Annotated in this window: 19 protein-coding genes; 11 read left to right on the top strand and 8 right to left on the bottom strand. The window is 72.8% G+C overall.

Going from position 1 to position 20,264, the window contains the following annotated elements; genetic code table 11:
* Positions 1–42 precede the first annotated feature (42 nt).
* Complete coding sequence (locus tag LHA35_RS06690; protein WP_226606091.1) at positions 43–282, bottom strand: hypothetical protein; 240 nt, start codon at positions 280–282, stop codon at positions 43–45.
* A gap of 92 nt (positions 283–374) precedes the next feature.
* Here LHA35_RS06690 and LHA35_RS06685 point away from each other — a divergent pair, with 92 nt between their 5' ends.
* Both LHA35_RS06685 and LHA35_RS06680 read left to right on the top strand, forming a co-directional pair.
* Positions 375–1,043 carry an SDR family NAD(P)-dependent oxidoreductase gene (locus tag LHA35_RS06685; RefSeq protein ID WP_226606087.1) on the top strand — a complete coding sequence of 223 codons (669 nt, stop codon included), beginning with the start codon at positions 375–377 and terminating at the stop codon, positions 1,041–1,043.
* Positions 1,044–1,436: 393 nt separating this feature from the next.
* A complete protein-coding gene (locus tag LHA35_RS06680; protein ID WP_226606084.1) occupies positions 1,437–1,652 on the top strand; it encodes a hypothetical protein in 216 nt (71 codons plus the stop codon).
* Positions 1,653–1,807: 155 nt separating this feature from the next.
* On the opposite strand, the gene metW is transcribed toward LHA35_RS06680, so the two are convergent.
* A complete protein-coding gene (gene metW / locus LHA35_RS06675; RefSeq protein ID WP_226606169.1) occupies positions 1,808–2,407 on the bottom strand; it encodes a methionine biosynthesis protein MetW in 600 nt (199 codons plus the stop codon).
* A 62-nt stretch (positions 2,408–2,469) separates the two neighbouring features.
* Positions 2,470–3,624, bottom strand: a complete 1,155-nt coding sequence (gene metX / locus LHA35_RS06670) for a homoserine O-acetyltransferase MetX (protein WP_226606081.1) — start codon at positions 3,622–3,624, stop codon at positions 2,470–2,472.
* A 155-nt stretch (positions 3,625–3,779) separates the two neighbouring features.
* On the opposite strand from metX, the gene LHA35_RS06665 reads away from it, so the two are divergent.
* The 3 genes from LHA35_RS06665 to LHA35_RS06655 are packed head-to-tail and all read left to right on the top strand — an operon-like array spanning position 3,780 to position 6,668.
* Positions 3,780–4,661 carry a chorismate mutase gene (locus LHA35_RS06665; RefSeq protein WP_226606078.1) on the top strand — a complete coding sequence of 294 codons (882 nt, stop codon included), beginning with the start codon at positions 3,780–3,782 and terminating at the stop codon, positions 4,659–4,661.
* Entirely contained in the window at positions 4,658–5,761 is a 1,104-nt protein-coding gene (hisC, locus tag LHA35_RS06660) for a histidinol-phosphate transaminase (protein ID WP_456316073.1), read from the top strand. The genes LHA35_RS06665 and hisC overlap by 4 nt, the downstream gene beginning before the upstream one ends.
* Complete coding sequence (locus tag LHA35_RS06655) at positions 5,754–6,668, top strand: prephenate/arogenate dehydrogenase family protein (protein ID WP_226606073.1); 915 nt, start codon at positions 5,754–5,756, stop codon at positions 6,666–6,668. The genes hisC and LHA35_RS06655 overlap by 8 nt, the downstream gene beginning before the upstream one ends.
* 363 nt (positions 6,669–7,031) lie before the next feature.
* Here LHA35_RS06655 and LHA35_RS06650 read toward each other — a convergent pair whose 3' ends face one another.
* From LHA35_RS06650 to LHA35_RS06630, 5 genes are all read right to left on the bottom strand, one after another.
* On the bottom strand, positions 7,032–8,249 hold the full coding sequence (locus tag LHA35_RS06650; RefSeq protein WP_226606070.1) for an MFS transporter: 1,218 nt from the start codon (positions 8,247–8,249) through the stop codon (positions 7,032–7,034).
* 220 nt (positions 8,250–8,469) lie between these two features.
* On the bottom strand, positions 8,470–9,864 hold the full coding sequence (locus LHA35_RS06645; RefSeq protein WP_226606068.1) for an FAD-binding oxidoreductase: 1,395 nt from the start codon (positions 9,862–9,864) through the stop codon (positions 8,470–8,472).
* Between the two features lie 31 nt (positions 9,865–9,895).
* On the bottom strand, positions 9,896–10,753 hold the full coding sequence (locus tag LHA35_RS06640) for a dimethylarginine dimethylaminohydrolase family protein (RefSeq protein WP_226606064.1): 858 nt from the start codon (positions 10,751–10,753) through the stop codon (positions 9,896–9,898).
* A 40-nt stretch (positions 10,754–10,793) separates the two neighbouring features.
* On the bottom strand, positions 10,794–11,651 hold the full coding sequence (locus LHA35_RS06635; RefSeq protein WP_226606062.1) for an alpha/beta fold hydrolase: 858 nt from the start codon (positions 11,649–11,651) through the stop codon (positions 10,794–10,796).
* A gap of 3 nt (positions 11,652–11,654) precedes the next feature.
* Positions 11,655–13,295, bottom strand: a complete 1,641-nt coding sequence (locus tag LHA35_RS06630) for a flavin-containing monooxygenase (RefSeq protein ID WP_226606060.1) — start codon at positions 13,293–13,295, stop codon at positions 11,655–11,657.
* A gap of 186 nt (positions 13,296–13,481) precedes the next feature.
* On the opposite strand from LHA35_RS06630, the gene LHA35_RS06625 reads away from it, so the two are divergent.
* From LHA35_RS06625 to pgi, 6 genes are all read left to right on the top strand, one after another.
* Complete coding sequence (locus LHA35_RS06625; RefSeq protein WP_226606058.1) at positions 13,482–14,243, top strand: HpcH/HpaI aldolase family protein; 762 nt, start codon at positions 13,482–13,484, stop codon at positions 14,241–14,243.
* Between the two features lie 311 nt (positions 14,244–14,554).
* Positions 14,555–14,878: a hypothetical protein gene (locus tag LHA35_RS06620; protein ID WP_226606055.1), complete on the top strand. Its 324-nt coding sequence runs from the start codon at positions 14,555–14,557 to the stop codon at positions 14,876–14,878.
* A gap of 9 nt (positions 14,879–14,887) precedes the next feature.
* Positions 14,888–15,475, top strand: coding sequence for a DUF3035 domain-containing protein (locus tag LHA35_RS06615; RefSeq protein ID WP_226606053.1), 588 nt, complete (start codon positions 14,888–14,890; stop codon positions 15,473–15,475).
* Positions 15,476–15,745: 270 nt separating this feature from the next.
* Positions 15,746–17,173 (top strand): M16 family metallopeptidase, encoded by a 1,428-nt coding sequence (locus LHA35_RS06610; RefSeq protein WP_226606052.1) that lies wholly within the window; start codon positions 15,746–15,748, stop codon positions 17,171–17,173.
* The gene (locus LHA35_RS06600) at positions 17,170–18,429 is read left to right on the top strand and encodes a M16 family metallopeptidase (protein WP_338050845.1); all 1,260 of its coding nucleotides are present in this window, start codon (positions 17,170–17,172) and stop codon (positions 18,427–18,429) included. The genes LHA35_RS06610 and LHA35_RS06600 overlap by 4 nt, the downstream gene beginning before the upstream one ends.
* A 117-nt stretch (positions 18,430–18,546) precedes the next feature.
* Positions 18,547–20,226 (top strand): glucose-6-phosphate isomerase, encoded by a 1,680-nt coding sequence (gene pgi, locus LHA35_RS06595; protein WP_226606050.1) that lies wholly within the window; start codon positions 18,547–18,549, stop codon positions 20,224–20,226.
* The last annotated feature ends 38 nt before the right edge of the window (positions 20,227–20,264 follow it).

Below are 20,264 nucleotides of genomic sequence, written 5' to 3'. Positions count from 1 at the left end.
GGCCGGGCGGCGGCGCGACCCGCCTGCCCCCCGGCCCGGCGATCAGAAGAAGTTCGCGCGGTCATCCGCCAGCAGCACGGGATAGGCGCGGCTGGCACGATCCCCGCCATCCAGCCGATCCGCCAGCGCGTCCAGCCAGCCGGCGAACCAGGCGCGGCCGTAATGCCCGCTATTGGCCAGCGGGTTCTCGACCACCGAGGCGCCGGCCTCGAAGGCGGCGCGGCCGGCGGCATAGAGATCATCCGTCACCCGGCGGTTCTCGGGATCGACATGGGTCGGCATTGGCTGTTCCCCGGCTGTGCCGGGCAAGGATAGCCTGCCGCGCGGCGGATGGCGCGGGTGCCGCATGCTCGCTCCGCGCCCGGAGGTGACGCATGCCACAGGCCCTGATCATCGGCGCGGGGGATGGCCTCTCGGCCTCGCTCGCCCGGCGGCTGGCGCGGGAGGGCTACGAAGTGGCCCTCGCCGCGCGGAACACCGCCAAGCTCGCCGCGCTGGCGGCGGAGACCGGCGCTGCCACCCATGCCTGCGGCGCCGCCGATGCCGCGCAGGTCGGCGCGCTCTTCGCGGCGGCGGGGGAGGCGGAGGTGGTGGTCTACAACCCCAGCTACCGCACCCGCGGGCCGGTTGCCGAGCTCGAGCCGGAGGAGGTTCAGAAGAGCCTGCAGGTCTGCGCCTTCGGCGCCTTCCTCGCGCTGCGGGAGGCGGCGCGGCGCATGCTGCCCCGGGGGCAAGGCACCATCCTGCTGACCGGCGCCTCGGCCGGGGTGAAGGGCTATCCGCAGAGCGCGGCCTTTGCGATGGGGAAATTCGCCCTGCGCGGCCTGGCCCAGTCCGCGGCGCGGGAGCTGCACCCCAAGGGCGTGCATGTGGCGCATGTCGTCATCGATGGCGGCATCCGCAGCGCGCGCCGGCCGGAGACGGGGGAGGATACGCTGCTCGATCCCGATGCGATCGCCGAGACCTATTGGCAGCTGATCCGCCAGCCCCGCAGCGCCTGGAGCTGGGAGATCGAGCTGCGGCCCTGGATGGAGCGGTTCTGATACGCGCCGCGGCAAGTTCTGCCTTGCCGCGGCGCGTATCGCGCGCAGGGTTGGTGTGGCGGCTGCGCGCCCAACGGGAGAGTGATGCCGGCCGCACGACCGCCGACCATGGGTCAGGAATCCGTGCGGCCGGTATGAGGCCGCCGGGACGGCCCGGATCCCGGCCGGGCTTCAGCCTCTTGCCGGGTTGCAGCCGGGCCGCTGGCAGGCAAGGGCAGTGTTCTGTGTATTCTCAGTAGAAAACGCGAGATCATTAATCTCGTTTTTTACAATTGGGCGGAAAATCCAGCAATCCGGCCGTGCCTGGCGCCGCCGGCAACGACTTCCGCCTTGCTGCGTTACCTCGTCACTAGTATGTGTGGGCTGCAAGTTCACAATAACCGGAGCCGCTCGATGCGCGCTGCGCCTCAGACCGTGGAAGCTGAGTCCGATACAACCGACCATTCCGCTCTGCGGCTGATGCTGTCCTATGTCGAGGCCGAGTGCCTGCGCATGGGCGCGACCGACGCGGCGCGGCATGCGGCGCTGGCGGCATCCCTGATGCCGGAGGCCCCGAAGGGCGGGGCGGCAGGCGCCGTCCGCCGCCCCCGGGGTGCCCGGCTGCACTGAGGGCCGCTGCGCGCTCCCGCCGCGCCGCTGGCGGCAGGCCCCGGCCGCCAGGCATGGCGCACCCCGCGCCTCCCTGCTTCGCACGGCGCCGGGGTGCCCCGGGGGGGTGAATCCGCCGCCGAGCGCCTTGCCGAGGCCGTGGAGCGCGCCGCGCGCTAGCCTCGCCGCAGCAGGAACAGCGCCTGCTCCCCGAACAGATTGGCCAGCCAGGGGGAGCGGGTCCAGGGCGCCTTCAGCCCGCGGTCATCCACCGCCAGCCAGCGCTCCACCACATAGCCATCCAGCGCGCAGAGGTCGAAGAAGTCCCTGATCGTGCAGGGATGGATGTTCGGCGTCTCGTACCACTCGCGGTGCCAGGTCTCGGTCATCGGCATCCGCCCCGTGCTGACGAGCTGCCAGCGCAGCAGCCAGTGGCCGAAATTCGGGAAGGACACGATCGCATGCCGGCCGATGCGCAGCATCTGCCGCAGCACCTCCCGCGGCCGCTCGACCGCCTGCAGCGTGCGGGAGAGCACCACGTAATCGAAGGCGCCATCCGGATAGAAGGCCAGGTCGTGGTCGGCATCGCCCTGGATCACGGCCAGCCCGGCCGCGACCGCCTGGGTGGCCTGGGCCATGTCGATCTCGATCCCCCGGGCATCGGCGCCCTTCTCGGCGGTCAGGTGCGCGAGCAGCGCGCCGTCGCCGCAGCCGATATCGAGCACGGTCGCGCCGCGGGGGATCATCTCCGCGATCAGCCGCAGGTCGAGCCGCATGTTCTTCGCGACATAACGGATGGCGCCGCGGCGCTCGGTCGGGCGGATGTCGTCGGGCATGGTCAGACCCCCAGCCGGTCGGCGCAGCCCGCGAGGAAGCCGCCCAGCGCGCGGTGGAAATCCGGCTCCTCCAGCAGGAAGGCGTCGTGCCCCTTGTCGGACTCGATCTCGACGAAGCTGACATTCGCCGCCGCGGCGTTCAGCGCGCGGACCAGGGCGCGGCTCTCGGCTGTCGGGAAGAGCCAGTCGGAGGAGAAGGAGGAGACGAAGAAGCGCGTCTTCGTCCCCCGGAAGGCCGCCGCCAGGTCGCCGCCATGCTCCGCCGCCAGGTCGAAATAGTCCATCGCCCGGGTGATGGTCAGGTAGGAATTGGCGTCGAAGCGACGGACGAAGGTGCTGCCCTGGTAGCGGAGATAGCTCTCCACCTCGAACACGTCCTCGAGGAAGGTGAGCGCCGCCGCGCCACGCAGCCGTCGGCCGAATTTCCGGGTCAGCGCCTGTTCGCTCAGATAGGTGATGTGCGCCACCATGCGGGCCACCGAGAGGCCCTTGGCCGGCACCCGTCCATCCTCCCAGTAGCGGCCGCCCCGCCAGTCGGGGTCGGAGTGGATGGCGGCGCGGCCGACCTCATGGAAGGCGATGTTCTGCGCGCTGTGATGGGCGGCGGTGGCGATCGGGGCGGCGGCGAAGACCGCATCCGGATAGGTCGCCGCCCATTCCAGCACCTGCATCCCGCCCATGGAGCCGCCGACCACGCCGAGCAGCCGCTCGATCCCCAGATGCTCGGCCAGCCGCTTCTGGGCGCGGACCATGTCGCGGATCGTGACATTGGGGAAATCCGTGCCCCAGGGGCGGCCGAGGCCGCGCCCCGCGGCATCCGTCTTCTCCTCCCGCGGGCCGGTGCTGCCCATGCAGCCGCCCAGCACATTGGCGCAGATCAGGAAGTAGCGGTCGGTGTCGAGCGGCCTGCCGGGTCCGACGATGTTCTCCCACCAGCCGGCGCGGCCGGTCAGCGGGTGGGTCTCCGCCACATACTGGTCGCCGGTCAGGGCATGGCAGATCAGCACGGCATTGCTGCGCGCCGCATTCAGCCGGCCATAGGTCCGGTAGGCCACCGCCAGCGGCGCGATCGTCATGCCGCAATCGAGCGCCAGGCCATCGGGGAAGACGGCACGCTGGTGGTCGACCTGCGGGAAGGGGGCGATGGGGGCTGACATGACAGGGGCGATCCTTGCAGCGGCCTGCATAGAGCAAGCCCGCCCGGGGTGGAAACACCAAGGCCGGGAGAGGTGCCGGCCCGCGCCGCGCCGCGGGATCGGCTTGGCGGGCGGGCCGGCCGCGTCTAAAGCACTCCGGAAAGATGTTGAGGACGATGACCGCAGCCTCCGACACCGACATCGCGCCCGCCCCGCCACCGGAGGCCGCGCCCCAGGGCAGCTCCGCGGATGCGCTCGGCGCGCTGCGGACCGAGATCGACCGGCTGGACGACCAGATCCACGACCTGGTGATGCGCCGGGCCGCGGTGGTGGCGGAACTCGCCAACAGCCGGGTGAAGGGCGGCGCCAGCCCGCTGCGCCCGGGGCGGGAGGCGATGATCCTGCGCCGGCTGCTCGGCCGCCATGCGGGCGCGCTGCCCGGCGGCGCCGTGGTGCGGCTGTGGCGGGAGATCTTCGGCGCGAGCAGCGCCATGCAGGGCGGCTTCACCGTCGCGCTGCATGCCCGCCGGCCGGAGGAGGCGCGGCTGGCGCGCGACCATTTCGGCGGCGCCATCCCGATCCGCCCCCTGCCGAGCGCGGCGCGGGCGCTGGCCGCCGTCGCGGCCGGGGAGGCGCAGGTGGCGGTGCTGCCCCTGCCGGAGGAAGGCGAGCCGGACGAGCAGGCCTGGTGGACGAGCCTCGATGCCCCGCGGCTGCAGGTGGCGGCGCGGCTGCCCTTCTGGGCCGCGAAGGGCGAGAGCCCGCCCGAGGCGCTGGCGGTGAGCCTCGGCGCGCCGGACCCGAGCGGCGCCGACCGCTCGCTGCTCAGGATCGAGATGGCGGAGGATCGCGGCCGCGCCCAGCTGGTGGCGGCGCTGACCGCCGCCGGCCTGCCGCCGCGCAGCCTGCTGCTGCGCCGAGATGGCGGCGTGGTGCGGGCGCTGGCGGAGCTGGACGGGGTGGTGGCGGAGGGCGATCCGCGCCTTTCTGCCCTGCCGGTCGCGCGCGCCCTGCCGCTCGGCTTCTACGCCGTGCCCGAGAGAGGAGTCCTAGGCTGATGCCTGCCCCCTTGCCCCGCCCCTCCATCCTCTCGATCGAGCCCTATGTCGGCGGCGAGTCGAAGATCCCGGGCGTTAACCGGATCGTGAAGCTGTCCTCCAATGAGGGGGCCTTCGGCGTGCCGCCCGGCGCCCAGGCGGCCTATGCGAAGCTGGCCACCGAACTGCACCGCTACCCCGATGGCGGCGCGACCGCCCTGCGGGAGGCGATCGGGGCGCGCTTCGGGCTCGATCCCGCGCGGATCGTCTGCGGCAACGGCTCGGACGAGCTGATCGGCGCGCTGATCATGTCCTATGGCGGCGAGGGCACCGAGCTGGTGATGAGCGCGCATGGCTTCGTCATGTACGACATCGCCGGGCGCTATGCCGGCAGCCAGGTGATCAAGGTGCCGGAGAAGAACTTCACGGCCGATGTGGATGCCATGCTGGCGGCCGTCGGCCCGCGCACGAAGCTGGTCTTCCTGGCGAACCCCAACAACCCGACCGGCGCCTTCCTGCCAGCCGCCGAGGTGGCGCGGCTGCGCGCCGGCCTGCGGGAGGACGTGCTGCTGGTGCTGGACGCGGCCTATGCCGAATATGTCACACGGCCGGACTACGACCCGGGCACCGGGCTGATCGAGGCCGGCACCAACACGGTGATGACCCGCACCTTCAGCAAGGTCTTCGGCCTGGGCGGCATCCGGCTGGGCTGGTGCTACGCCCCGGCCCCCGTGGTCGACATCCTCAACCGCGTGCGCGGACCCTTCAACGTGAACGCGCCCGCCATGGCGGCCGGCATCGCGGCGCTGGCCGAGCCAGGCTGGGTGGAGAAGTCCGTCGCGCACAATGACGAGTGGCGGGCGAAGGTCTCGGACGGGCTGCGCACCGCGGGCATCACCGTCCATCCCAGCGAGGGCAATTTCATCCTGGCCGATTTCGGCACGCCGGCGCGGGCGAAGGCCGCGGATGCGGCGCTGAAGGCGCGCGGGCTGATCGTGCGGGCCATGGGGTCCTATTCGCTGCCGCATTGCCTGCGCATCACCATCGGCACCGCCGAGGAATGCGGCATGGTGCTGGACGCGCTGACCGGCTTCCTGCGCAGCGCGCCCGCGGATGCCTGAGCCGATAGTCAGTCGTGCGGAGAGCGCGCCCATCTTTGAGCGTCTCTGCCTCATCGGCGTCGGGCTGATCGGCAGTTCCATCGCGCGCGCCGCGAAGGAGAAGGGCGGGATCGCCCGGACCATCGTCGCGCATACCCGCCGGCCGGAGACGCTGGCGCGGGTGCGGGAACTCGGCTTCGCCGATGTGGTCGAGGAGGATGCGGCGCGCGCCGTGGAGGGCTGCGACGGCGTCATCCTCTGCGTCCCCGTCGGCGCCTATGCCGGCGTGATGCGGCAGATCGCGCCGCATCTGGCGCCGGGCTGCGTCCTGTCCGATGTCGGCTCGACCAAGGGCAGCGTCATCCGCGACCTCGCGCCGCTGCTGCCGCCGGGCGTCCACCTGGTGCCGGCGCATCCCATGGCGGGCACCGAGCACAGCGGGCCGGATGCCGGCTTCGCCAGCCTGTTCGAGGGGCGCTACTGCATCCTGACGCCGCTGCCGAATTCCGACCCGGCGGCGGTGGAGAAGGTGGCGGAGCTCTGGCGCCGCTGCGGCTCCATGGTGGAGCGGATGGATGCCGAGACGCATGACAAGGTCGTCGCCATCGTCTCCCACCTGCCGCACCTGATCGCCTTCACCATCTGCGGCACGGCCGACGACCTGGCGGAGGAGACGCGCGAGGCGGTGCTGAAATTCGCGGCCAGCGGCTTCCGCGACTTCACCCGCATCGCGGCCAGCGACGTGGACATGTGGCGCGACATCTTCCTGAACAACCGCGACGCGCTGCTGGAGATGCTGGCCCGCTTCACCGAGGACAGCCATGCGCTGGCGCGTGCCGTGCGCTGGGGCCAGGCGGAGTTCATCGAGGACCGCATCCGCCGCGGGCGGCGCATCCGCCGCGGGCTGATCGAGCGGAAGCAGGCCTGATACCTGGCCGCATAATGGCTGACCTGCAGCCGCCGCAGGCGGCTGAGCGCCCGGATGGGCGCCGCGCCCTGTGGCGCGTAGCCAAGCCGCCGGAGGCGGCGCCGGCGATTGAGGCTGCACAGATGCGTCAGCATTTGTGCGAGTCGGTATGAGACCTGGCTCAGGACATGCTGACGCATGTCCTGCCTCGAACGCCGGCGGCCCTCCGGGCCTTGGCTTCGCGGCATGGGCCGCGGCGCGCCCTCGCGCGCCCGGCCCGCTCCGCAGGCCGCAGGTCGGGACGTCATGCGCCAGGCATGAGGCGAGACCCCGGCCTGGTGCCGGAGGCGGCGCCGCGGGTCCTGCGACCGGCGGCCTGACGCTTCAGGCCCGCCGCCGCAGCCACAGATAGCCCAGGCTGCACACCACCAGCGCCACCGCGAAGGTCGCCAGCGCCGCCCCCAGCCCGCCCCAGCCGGCCGCAAGGCCCGAGAGCGCCTGCAGCACCGCCGCGCCGCCGAAGAAGGCGATGTTGTTGGCCGACAGCGCCCGCCCGGTCTGTTCCGGCGGCACCGCCGCCCGCACCTGGGCGAAGACCAGGATCTGGAAGGAGATGACGAGGCCGAAGGCCACCATCAGCGCCGCATCGAACCAGGCCGGCAGGGCCGGGACCCCGATGAGGGCGGAAAGCCAGCCGCCGGGCCCGCCCGCCACCAGCAGCAGGACCAGCCCCGCCACCGCCAAGTGGCTGCCGGCCATCAGCAGGATCGGCCGCCCGACCCAGCGCTGCACGATGCCGGCGATCGCCGGCCCGGCGACCAGCGCCATCGCCACCAGCAGCATGACATGGCCGGCCTCGACCCGGGTCAGCCCCTTCACCTCCATCAGCCAGGGCCCGCCCCAGAGGCCGCGCACCCCCAGCACCACGCCGAAACTGGCGAAGGCGAAGACCATCAGCGCCCGCAGCCGCGGGGAGGCGGCGATCGCCAGGATCTCCCGCGTATCCTGCCAGAGCGAGCGGTGGCCCTGCCGCGCCGGCGGCGGTTGCCGCACCGTCGCCGCGACGGCGAGGAAGGCGAGCGCCGCCAACCCCCCGCTGGCCCAGAAGCCGGCCCGCCAGCCCTGCCATTCCACCAGCAGCGCCAGCGGGCTGGCCGAGAGCAGCATGCCGGAGTTGCCGACCGCCTGGATGATGCCGGACCAGAGCGCAAAGCGGTGCGCATCCATGGCGCGCGCCGCATAGGTCATCGGGCACATCAGCGCGCCGGCGCAGCCCATCCCCAGCACGCATTGCGCCACCAGCATGCCGGCCGCCCCCCCGGCCAGCGCCGCCAGGGCGGAGCCCAGCATGCCGATCGCCAGCAGGACGAGGGCGGTGCGCCGCACCCCCCAGCGGTCCAGCCCGACGCCGACCGGGACCATGGCGAGGGCGAAGGCGGCCGGGAAGGCGCCGGTCAGCGCCGCCAGCCCCTCCGGCGTCAGGCCGAGGTCGCGGGAGAGGACATCCGCGGCGATCGCCGGCAGGGTGCGCACGGCGTTCGAGAAGACATGGCCCAGCGTGAGCGCCAGGATCGGCAGCTCTGGGCCGCGCAGTGGCGGCACGTTTCCCCCTTCATCCTTCTTGCCGGACCGGGCCGCGGGTGCCCGGCCGGCTCGGCCAACGGCCCCCATGCGCGCGCCGGCGTTGCAGCGGGTTGCGGTGTGCGCGGCATTCCGGCCGGAGCGCCCCGCGCCGGTGCCGGCCTGCGGCGCGGGGCGAGGGCGGCGCGCCGGACCGGCGGCGGCTGCCGCGCCCGGCCCCGGCCGTGCCGGGACGGCAGGCTCAGTTCCGGAACATCTTGCCCGGGTTGAGGATCCCCTTCGGGTCGAGGCTGTTCTTGATGCCGCGCATCACCGCCAGCGCCTCGGCGCCGTGCTCGGCTTCCAGGAATTCCCGCTTGCCCAGGCCCACGCCATGCTCGCCCGAGCAGGTGCCGCCCAGCGCCAGGCCGCGCGCGACGATCATCCGGTCCAGCTCCCAGGCGCGCTCCAGCCCCTGCGGGTCGTTCGGATCGAAGAGGATGATCTGGTGGAAATTGCCGTCGCCGACATGGCCGACGATGCAGGTGGTGTGGCCGGAGGCGACGGCATCCGCCTTGGCGCCGAGGATCGCATCCGCGAGCTTCGAGATGGGCACGCAGACATCGGTGGTGATGCCGCGGAAGCCCGGCTTCAGCGCCATCCCCGCCCAGTAGGCATCGTGCCGCGCCTGCCAGAGCCGGGTGCGCGTCTCCGTGTCCGTCGCCCAGGAGAAGCCCTCCCCGCCATAGTCGGCGGCGATCGCCTCCACCGCCTCGGCCTGCTCGGCCACCGCGGCATGGGTGCCGTGGAATTCCAGGAACAGGGTCGGCACCGGGCGGTAGCCCTCGAGCTTCGAATACCGGATGCAGGCCTCCATCTGGTCGGCATCCAGCAACTCGATGCGCGCGACCGGGATGCCGGACTGCATGGTGGCGATGGTGGTGTTCACCGCCGCTTCGAGGTCGGGGAACTGGCAGACGGCGGCGGACATCGCCTCCGGGATGCCGTGCAGGCGCAGCCGGATCCGGGTGATGATGCCGAGCGTGCCTTCGCTGCCGATGAAGAGCCGCGTCAGGTCGTAGCCATTGGCGCCCTTGCGCGCCCGCCCGCCGGTCTGGATGACGCGGCCATCGGCCAGCACCACCTCCAGCGCCAGCACATTCTCCCGGATGGTGCCGTAGCGCACCGCATTGGTGCCGGAGGCCCGGGTGGCGCACATGCCGCCGATGGTGCAGACGCTGCCCGGATCCACGGGGAAGAACATGCCCTGGTCGCGCAGGAAGTCGTTGAGCTGCTGGCGCGTCACGCCCGGCTCGATCAGGCAATCCATGTCCTCGGCATTGACCTCGAGGATCGCGGTCATGCGCGAGAGATCGACCGAGATGCCGCGCCGCACCGGGTTGACATGCCCTTCCAGGCTGGTCCCGGCGCCGAAGGGCACCACCGGCACCTCATGCCGGTGGCAGAGGGCGAGCAGGCGGCTCACCTCCTCCGTCGTCTCCACGAAGGCGACGGCGTCCGGCAGGGTCGGCGGGGTCTGGTCCTCGCCGCGGCTGTGCTGCTCCCGCACCGCCTGGGCGGTGGAGAGGCGGTCGCCGAGGAATTCCCGCGCGGCGGCAATGACGGCGTCGACCGGGCGCGGGGCGATGGTGTTCATGGGGTCTCCTCCACCCTGGTGGGAGGGCAGGTCAGGCGTCCCGCGCAAGCGGGCAGGTCAGACAATGCGGGCCGCCGCCGCCGGCGGTGAAGAGGCCGAGAGCGGGGTCGAGCACCGTCAGCCCCTCCGCCCGCAGGGCGGCATTGAGGCCGCGGCTTTCGGCCGCCGATATAACGCGCCCGCCGCCGAGGGACAGTATGTTGCAGCCGAGCCGCATCGCTTCCCGGTAGGGCACGGGGAGGCAGCGGATGCCATGCCCGGCCAGCCAGGTGGTGAAGCCTTCCTCCAGCACGTCCAGGCAGGCAACGGCGAGGCCGGGCGCGGCCAGGCAGAACAGCACGTCGAGATGCAGGAAATGCTCGTCGAACTCCTCGATCCGCACCTCCCAGCCCTCTTCCCGCAGCCAGCCCGCCAGTTGCCCGGCGCCGTCCAGGTCGGTGCGGCCCCCTGAGGCGCCGATCACGGCGAGGCCGGGGCGGAGGATATGGACATCGCCGCCCTCGAGCGTCCCGGCCGAGGATTTCCGCCAGAAGCGGGACCCCTGCGCCTCGTGCCAGTCGAGCAGATGGGCGTATTCGCCGCGGCGCTGTGGCCGCTCCAGCTGGCAGAGCACCGGCCCGCGATGGGTCACCACCACGCTGTCCCGGGTATAGGCCATGTAGGGCAGGTGGGGCTGGGGCGGCAGGTGATGCACCCGAACGCTGGCCTGCTCCAGCGCCGCCACCAGTTCCCGGTGCTGGGCCTGCAGCCCCTGCAGGTCGGGCTGGCCCCCGGCCGCGAGGGTCCGCCGCGCGATCGCATTGGTCGGGATCCAGCGGTAGTGGTCGGGGGCGCAGACCAGGACATCGGCCAGGCGCCCGGTCTCGGAAGCGACGGTCCAGGGGGGCATCGCCCCAGAGTGGCGGGGCCGCCGCCCCGCGTCCAGGCGGTCAGCCGGCCTCCTCCCCGAAGAAGGCCAGCAATTCGGCGAGCACCCAGTCCGGCCGTTCCTCCGGGATCCAGTGGCCGCAGCCCTCGGCGATGCCGCCGCGGACATCCATGGCCACCCGCCGCCAGGAATCCAGGGCGGCGGGGCCGCGGCCCCGGCCGGTCGCCCCGCCATAGCAGAGGATGGGCATCGGCAGCTTGCCGTCCCGGGCCAGGAAGCCCTCGTTGTCCCGCTCATCCTGCGGCGTGGCGCGGTAGAATTCGAAGCCCGCGCGCATGGCGCCCGGCTGGCGGTAGGCGCGGAGATATTCCTGCTGCGCCGCCTCCTCGATCGCATCCGGGCGGGCGCCCCAGCTCCGGTAGAAGAAGCGGAGATAGACCTCCTCCTTTCCCGCCAGCAGCTCCTCGGCCAGGCCCGGCTCGCGGTGCAGGCCGTGGTGCCAGCGGTTGAGGTGGAAGACCGGCGTGCCATCCCCGGGAACCGGCACGTCGAAGATCGCCATGCGCCGCACGGCATCCCGGTGCTGCGCCGCCAGGGCGAAGGCGGTGGGCCCGCCCCAGTCATGGCCCGCCACGAAGAAGCGCCGCTCGCCCAGCACCTCGGTCATCAGGCGCCAGGCATCCTGCGCGACCGTCTTCTTGTCGTAGCCGCCGGCGGGGCGGGAACTGTCCCCCAGCCCCCGCAGGTCCGGCGCCACCACGCGGTAGCGGGCCGCGAGGCCGGGCATCACGTGCCGCCACATATGCCAGGTCTGCGGCCAGCCATGCAGCAGGAGGACGGCCGGACCCTCCCCGGCCGTCACGTAGTGCAGGCGGACCTCGCCGAGATCGGCCTGCGCATGGTGCAGGGTGGGTGCCATGGCTCAGCGGTCCGCCAGCACGAAGCCTTCGTAGCCCTTCGCCGCCACCTCCTCGCATCTCCGGCGATAGGCGGCGACGCCGCCGACATAGGGCATGAAGACCCGCGGCTTGCCCGGGATGTTGGCGCCGACATACCAGGAATTGGCGCGCGGATAGAGCGTGCGGTCGGCCACCTCGTTGACATGCGCGACCCAGGCCGCCTGGGCCTCCGGCCTCGGCTCGATGCGCGACAGGCCGCGCGACCGCAGATGCGCCAGGCACTCCACGATCCAGTCCACATGCTGCTCGATGGAGTGGATCATCTGGCTCTTCACGCCCGGGCTGCCCGGCCCGGTGATCATGAACAGGTTCGGGAAGCCCGCGACCATCAGGCCGAGATAGGTCAGGGGCCCGCCCGCCCAGGCATCGGCCAGCGCCTCCCCGTCCGGCCCGCGGATGTCGATCTCGCGCAGCGCGCCGGTCATGGCATCGAAGCCGGTGGCGAAGGCGATGGAATCGAGCGCGTATTCCCGGCCGCCCGCGAGGCGCAGGCCGGCCGGCGTGATCTCCGCGATCAGGTCGCTGCGGACATCCACCAGGGTGACGTTGTCCCGGTTGAAGGTCTCGTAGTAGCCGCTGTCGAGGCAGAGGCGCTTGGAGCCGATCGGGTGGCCCTTCGGCGCCAGCAGCTCGGCGGTCTCCGGGTCCTTGACGATGCCGCGGATCTTCTCCCGCACGAATTCGGCGGCGGTCTCGTTGGCCTCCTCGCTGGTGAGGAAGTCGTTGTAGCAGTTGAGCAGCGGGATGGTGCCGCCCCGCTCCCACATCGCCTCGTAGTTCCGCCGCCGCTCCTCCGGCGGCACGGCCAGCGCCGATTGGGTCGGGATCGGGATGCCGGAGACACCGAAGGCGGTTTGCCGCGCATCGAGCAGGCGTTCCGCATAGCGCGCCCGATGGTCGCGCTCCCTCTCCGGGTCCATCGGCGCGTTGCGCGCGGGCAGGCTGAAATTGGCGGTGCGCTGGAAGACGGTGAGATGGCTGGCCTGCTCGGCGATGAGCGGGATCATCTGGATGGCGGTGGAGCCCGTGCCGATCACCCCGACGCGCTGGCCGGTGAAGTCCACGCCCTCATGCGGCCAGAGGCCGGTGTGGTACCACTTGCCCCTGAAGTCCTGGATGCCCTTGAAGTCCGGCACCCGCGGGGTCGAGAGGTTGCCGGTCGCCATGATGCAGTACCGCGCCCGGATCACCTCGCCCTCCGTCGTGCGCAGCGTCCAGAGGCCGTCGGCCGCGCCGTGATGCGCGGAGGCAATGCGGGTGTTGAGCTGGATGTCGCGCCGGAGGTCGAACCGGTCGGCGACATGGTTGATGTAGTCGAGGATCACCGGCTGGGTCGCGTAGCGCTCCGGCCAGTGCCACTCGTTCTGCAGCGCCTCGGAAAAGGAGTAGGAATACTCCAGGCTCTCGATGTCGCAGCGCGCGCCGGGATAGCGGTTCCAGAACCAGGTACCGCCGATGCCGCTGCCCGCCTCGTAGCCGCGCGCGGTGAGGCCGAGCCGGCGCAGCCGGTAAAGCGCGTAGAGCCCGCCGAGGCCGACGCCGACCACCGCCACATCGAGCGGCGCCGCGGCCATGGGGGTTTCCTGGGCTGCGCTGGATGCCATGCTCGGTTTCCTCCATTCTTGTTCCGGCCGTCCCGGAAGGTCCGGCAGGGGCCGGTCCGGCCGCGGTGGCCGGGCAAGCTGACCACGGGACGCCCGTGCCGTCACGCGGCACCGTCCGGGCTGCGTTGACGCCCCGGCACCCCCCGCCTAGCGTCGCAAGGGAGCGACACCCGAGGGGGAAGCGAGATGCCCAACAAGGTCAAGGAAGCGTGGAAGGCCGGCAAGGCCGTGGTGAACGGGTGGCTCGCCATCCCCAATGCCTTCAGCGCCGAGATGTACAGCCAGTGCGGCTGGGACAGCGTGACGGTGGACATGCAGCACGGCGTGCAGGACTACCTCTCCTGCGTCGCCTGCTTCCAGGGCATCCAGCCCTCCGGCGTCACCCCGATGGTGCGGGTGCCGTGGAACGAGCCCGGGATCATCGGCAAGGTGCTGGATGCCGGCGCCTATGGCGTGATCTGCCCGATGGTGAACACGCCGCAGGAAGCCGCCGCCCTGGTGCAGTACTGCAAGTACCCGCCGCAGGGGACGCGCTCCAACGGCCCGATCCGCGCCGGCGTGTACGGGGAGGCCGGCGGCTACCAGACCACCGCCAATGACAACATCCTCGTCATCCCGATGATCGAGACGAAGACCGCGATCGAGAACATCGAGGCGATCCTCGACGTCCCCGGGATCGACGCGATCTATGTCGGCCCCTCCGACCTCTGCTTCTCCTACGGGCTGACGCCGAAGCTGGACGTGGAGGACCCCTTCGTCCTCGGCATCTACGAGAAGCTGCTGAAGGAGACGGGCAAGCGCGGCATCGCCGCCGGCCTGCACAACGGTACCCCGGCCTATGCCAACCGCATGATCCAGATGGGCTTCAAGCTGGTGACGATCAGCAACGAGGTCGGGCTGATGGTCAATGCCGCCAAGGCGGCGGTGAAGGAAGCCCGCGGCGGCTGAAGGCCCCGGCCCGCGCGCCGGGGATCGCCCCGGCGCGGCGGCCGACCCTGCGGGGGCGGGGTTCGGGCGATGACCCATGCCGGGGAGCGGCGGGCCGGGGCTTTCCGGCCCGGCGGCCGGTAACCTTCTGGCAAGAAATGTGACGCCGAAGGGCGGTCCGATCCGTGCCAGTTTGGTATTCTGATGATCGCCGGATACCTGCCGCGGGCCCGTCCGGCCTGTGGCGGTCCTGCCGGCCTGGACCGACCGGAAGCGCGCCGCTGGCCCGCTCGGCCCGTGGCGGTCCGGTCATCCCTGGGGCCGCCGGATCCATGCCGCGGGCCGTTCCGGCCTTCGGCGATCCGGTCACTCAGGGATCGACCGGCTTCACGCCTTCGGTCGTTCCGGCCTTCGGCGATCCGGTCACTCAGGGATCGACCGGCTTCACGCCTTCGGTCGTTCCGGCCTTCGGCGATCCGGTCACTCAGGGATCGACCGGCTTCACGCCTTCGGTCGTTCCGGCCTTCGGCGATCCGGTCACTCAGGGATCGACCGGCTTCACGCCTTCGGTCGTTCCGGCCTTCGGCGATCCGGTCATTCATGGATCGACCGGATTCACGCCTTCGGCCGTTCCGGCCTTCGGCGATCTGGTCTAAGGACACGCCATGCGCACGCGCCACCGCCCTCTGCCCCTCGCCTTTGCCATGCTCGCGCTCGGCCTGCTCTCGGGCTGCGGTCCGGAGACGCAGCGGACCTTCGGCTTCACCCGTGACGCGCCGGACGAATTCCAGGTGACCACCCGCGCGCCGCTGTCCATGCCGCCCGCGCTCGGCGAGTTGCCGACGCCGCGCCCCGGCGCCGCCCGGCCGCAGGAACTCTCCTCGCGCCTCGCCGCCGAATCCACCCTGGTGCCGGGCGCCGCCCTCGGCACCGCCGCCGCCGCGCCCGCCCGGCCGAGCTCGGGCGAGAGCGCCTTCCTCTCCCAGGCCGGCCGGCCGGTCGGCTCCGACATCCGGCGCCGGGTGGATGAGGAGAGCCTGAGGCTCGATCAGACGGATCGTGGCCTGGCCGACCGGCTGATCTTCTGGCGGGCGCCGGAGCCGCCGGGCACCCCGCTCGATGCCCGCCGGGAATCCCAGCGGCTGCGGGAGAATGCCGCGCTCGGCCGCGAGGTGACGGAAGGCGAGACGCCGATCATCCAGCGCAGCCAGAGCGGCAACCCGATCACCCGGCTGTTCGAGAGCATCTTCTGACCCGGCGGTGGCGGTCGCGCGCGTCCTGGCCCGGAACCCCACATGGGGCGGGGGCGGCGGTGGCGTCGGCGGCGGCCTGACCGAAGCCCGGACCGGGCCCGCCGGACCGCGCCGGCCCGGCCATGGCGGCAACAGCCGGCCGGCGCTGCCCGGCGGCGGCGCCGGAGCGCCAGGCCCCTTCCGGCCACGTCCCGGATCTTCGGGCCATGGCATGGCCTTCCGCCGCATGGCGCATTTGCGCTCCCCCCGCTCCGCCCCACATGCTGAGGCATGCCCGACGTGACCCGCCGCACCGCCATCGCCTCAGCCGCCGCCCTGCCGGTCGCCCTGTCGCTGAGCCCGACCGAGGGGCTCGCCACCCCCGCCGTCCAGCCCTCGCCGGAGGACAAGGCCAAGCTGGCCGGTGACCGCCCGCTCTTCGGCGCCACAAGCTGGACCCTGCCGAACGGCCTGCGCGTGGTGCTGGCCGAGACGCGCCGGGTGCCGGTGGTCGGCCACTACCTTTTCTATGCCGCAGGCTCGGGCGAGGACCCGGCCGGCCGCTCCGGCGCCGCGCATTTCCTCGAGCACATGATGTTCAAGGGCAGCCGGAACGTCCCGCCCGGCCAGCTCTCGCTCGTGGTGGCGCGGGAGGGCGGGCAGGACAACGCCTTCACCTCGCGCGACGTCACCGCCTATCACCAGACCGTCGAGGCCTCCCGCCTGCCCCTCGTCATGCGGATGGAGGCGGACCGCTTCGCGCATCCGCTGCTGCCGCCGGACACGCTGGAGGCCGAGCGGCAGGTGATCCTGGAGGAGCGCCGCCAGCGCACCGACAGCAACCCGCGCGCCCGCTTCTGGGAAGCCTTCGAGGCCGGGCTCTGGGGCCCGCAGCACTGGCGCGGCCGGCCGATCATCGGCTGGGAGGAGGAGATCCGGGCGATCACGCTGCAGGATCTCCGCGACTTCTACGATTACCGCTACGCCCCCGGGAATGCCGTGCTGGTCGTCACCGGCGATGCGCGGGAGGCGGAGGTGCGGCGCCTGGCCGAGGAGCTCTATGGCGGCGTGCCGAGCCGGCCCGTCGCCACGCGGGACCGCGCCGCCCCGGCGCCGCAGGCGGCCGAGGCGCGGGTGATCCGCCACGATGCGGCGGTGCGGGAGGCGAGCTTCCTGCGCGCCGCCATGGCGCCGTCCCTGACCTTCGGCGACCGGAACCAGGCCTGGGCGCTGGAAGTGCTGGCGCATCTGCTCGGCGGTGGCCAGGGCAGCCGGCTGCACAAGGCGCTGGTCGAGACCGGCCTCGCCGTCGCCGCCAATGCCTCCTATGACGGCGAATCGGTGGGGGCGACCGCCTTCACCCTCTCCGCCACCCCCCGGCCGGGCGTCGAGCCGGCGAGGCTGGAGGCGGCGGTGGACGAGGTGGTGGCCCGGCTGCTGCAGGATGGGCCGAGCGAGGCCGAGCTGGCCCGCTCCACCCGCCAGATCACCGCCGGCGCGGTGCTGGCGCTGGACGGCATCGGCGCGGCGCCGCGCATGCTGGGCTCGGCGCTCGCCTCGGGCCTGCCGCTCGAGCTGGTGGAGTTCTGGCCGCGGCACCTCCGCGCCGTGACCCTGCCGCAGGTGACGGAGGCGGCGCGCGCCGTGCTGGCCGAGGCGCCTGCCACCACCGGCTGGCTGCTGCCCGAAGGCACCCCGGCGCCGGAGCGCCGGACGTGAGCGGCTCCCAGGGTTTCTCCCTCCCGATCCAGGTCGTGGAGGCGCATGGCATCACCGCCTGGCTGGTCGAGGACCATGCCGTCCCGGTCGTCTCCCTCTCCTGGTCCTGGCGCGGCGGCGCCGCGCTCGACCCGCAGGGGGAGGAGGGGGCGGCCGCCATGGCCGCCGCCCTGCTGACCGAGGGCGCCGGGCCGCTGCGCGCGCCCGAATTCGCCGATGCGCTGCGCAACGAGGCGATCAGCCTCTCCTTCGGGGCGGATCGCGACAATTTCGAGGGCGGCTTCCGGGCCCTGGCCGATGCCCTGCCGGAGGCGCTGCGCCTCGCCCGCCTCGCCATGGTGGAGCCGCGGCTCGACCCGGAGGCGGTGGAGCGGGTGCGGGCACGCGCCGTCGCCACCGCGCGGCGGGCGCTGGAGACCCCGCGCGGCCAGGCCGGCCGCGCCTTCTGGGCCCAGGCTTTCCCCGACCACCCGGCCGGCCGCCCCTCGACCGGCACGGCGGAGAGCCTGTCGGCGCTGCCGCCGGCGGCGATCCGCGCCGCGATCGAGCGGCAGATCCGGCGGGAGGGGCTGCTGGTCGCCGCCGCCGGCGCCATCACGCCCGAGGCGCTGCGCACCCTGCTGGGCGAGGTCTTCACCGGGCTCCCGGCCGGCGCGCCGCCCAAGGCCCCGCCGCTGCCGCCCTTCCGCGCCTTCGGCCAGCAGGTGGTCCCCTTCGCCTCCCCGCAATCCGCGGTGGTCTTCGGGCAGGAGGGGCTTTCGGCCGAGGACCCGGACTGGGAGGCGACGCAGGTGGTGCTGCGCATCCTGGCCGGCGGCGGCTTCGCCTCCCGCCTCATGCAGTCGGTGCGGGAGCAGCGCGGCCTGGCCTATGGCATCGGCGCCGGGCTGGATGTGATGTTCCGCCGGGGGATCGTGGTGGGATCGGTGGCGACCGAGAATGCCCGTGTCGCCGAGACCCTCTCGGTCACCCGCGAGGAGTGGCGGCGCATGGCGGCCGAGGGGCCGACCGAGGCGGAGCGCGAGGATGCCGTTGCCTTCCTCACCGGCTCCCTGCCCCTGCAATTCACCGATAGCCGGCGGGTCGCGGATTCCCTGCTGACGCTGCGGCAGAACGACCGGCCGGTGGACTGGCTGGCCGGCCGGGCGGCGCGGCTCCGCGCGATCCCGACCGAGCGGCTGGCGCGGGTCGCGGCGCGGGTGCTGGCGCCGGAGGCGCTCTCGGTGGTGGTGGCGGGCCAGCCAGTCGGGCTGTAGCCGGCCCGCCCGGGCTGCCACGCCTGTGATCCCGGCGGGCGATGCCGGTCCGCGCGCCCGGTTTCCGCCCCCCGCCGATCCGGTCTATTCCTGGCGCAGGCAGGCGGAGACAGGGCGATGGCAGAGGCATCGGGGCGCGACCTCGCAGCCGCCTGGGCGGCAGTGGAACGGCTGGCGCGGTCGCCGCGCGCCGACGGCAGCGCGCCGGCCTCCATCCGCCCGCTCTTCGCCGCCGATCCCGACCGCTTCGCCCGCTTCTCCTGGTCGGCCGACGGGCTGCTGCTCGACCTCTCGAAGACCGCGCTGGACGCGGAGGCGCTGGCCGCCCTGCTGGCGCTCGCCCGGGCGGCCGACCTCGCCGGCCGGCGCGACGCCATGGCGCGCGGCGAGGCGATCAACGCGACCGAGCGCCGCGCCGTGCTGCACCTGGCGCTGCGCGCCCCGCCTGAGGCCGGCTTCCGGGCCGGGGCGGAGGATGCCGCCGCCGAGGTCGCGGAGGTGCTGGCCCGCATGCGGGAATTCTGCGCCGGGGTGCATGGCGGCGCGATCCGGGGCGCGACCGGCGAGCGCTTCACCGATGTGGTGAATATCGGCATCGGCGGCTCCGATCTCGGCCCGGCCATGGTGACGCGGGCGCTCTGGACGCCGGGCTGCCCGCTCCGCGCCCATTACCTCGGCAATGTCGATGCGCATGCCTGGGAGGCGCTGCGGCCGAAGCTCGACCCCGCGCGGACCCTGGTGCTGGTGGCATCCAAGACCTTCACCACCCAGGAGACCATGACCAATGCCGCCCTGGTCCGCGGCTGGCTGCGGGAGGCGCTGGGCCAAGGGGGGGAGGAGGGGGCGGGGCGGCACCTCGCCGCGCTCTCGACCAACCTCAAGGCCACGGCGGAATTCGGCATCGCGCCGGAGCGGGTCTTCCCCTTCCGCGACTGGGTGGGCGGGCGATTCTCGCTCTGGTCGGCGATCGGCCTTTCCATCGCCCTCGCCCTGGGCTGGGAGGCCTTCACCCGGCTGCTGGCCGGGGCGCGGGCCATGGACGAGCATTTCCTCGCCATGCCGCTCGAGCGCAACCTGCCGGTGCTGCTGGCGCTGGCGGAGGTGTGGCACGTGAACGGCCTCGGCTATCCCGCCCGCGCCGTGCTGCCCTATGACCAGCGTCTGGCGCGGCTGCCGGCGCATCTCCAGCAGGTGGAGATGGAGAGCCTCGGCAAGCGGGTGACGCTGGACGGGGCGCCGGTCGGCCGGGCGACCGGGCCGGTGGTTTTCGGCGAGCCGGGGACGGATGCGCAGCACAGCTTCATGCAGCTGATCCACCAGGGCACCACCCCGGTGCCCTGCGACATCATCCTGGTGGCCCGGCCGGACCACGGCCATGCCGACAGCCATCGCAAGCTGCTGGCCAATGGCCTCGCCCAGGCCGAGGCGCTGATGCGCGGCAAGGATGCCGCGGCGGTCGAGGCGGAGATGCAGGCCGCCGGCACCGACCCGGCCGGGATCGCCCGCCTGCTGCCGCACCGCGTCTTCCCCGGCGACCGGCCGAGCGCGGCGATCCTGCTGCCGCATCTGGACCCCTTCACCCTCGGCCAGCTCGTCGCCCTGTATGAGCACAAGGTGTTCAGCCTCGGCGCGCTCTGGGGCATCAATGCCTTCGACCAGTGGGGGGTGGAACTCGGCAAGCAGCTCGCCGGGCCGATCCTGCGGGCGCTGGAGGCAGGGGCGCCGAAGCAGGGCACGCATGACGGCTCGACCGAAGGGCTGCTGCGCGCCATATGCAGGGCATGGAGCGCCGCCTGAGCCTGCCGCCGCCTGCCCGGTCCTGTCCGGGGGCCTGA

It is taken from the genome of Roseicella aerolata (assembly GCF_020523605.1).
Classification (GTDB): domain Bacteria; phylum Pseudomonadota; class Alphaproteobacteria; order Acetobacterales; family Acetobacteraceae; genus Paracraurococcus; species Paracraurococcus aerolatus.
This window is presented reverse-complemented; position numbering and strand designations above follow the sequence as displayed.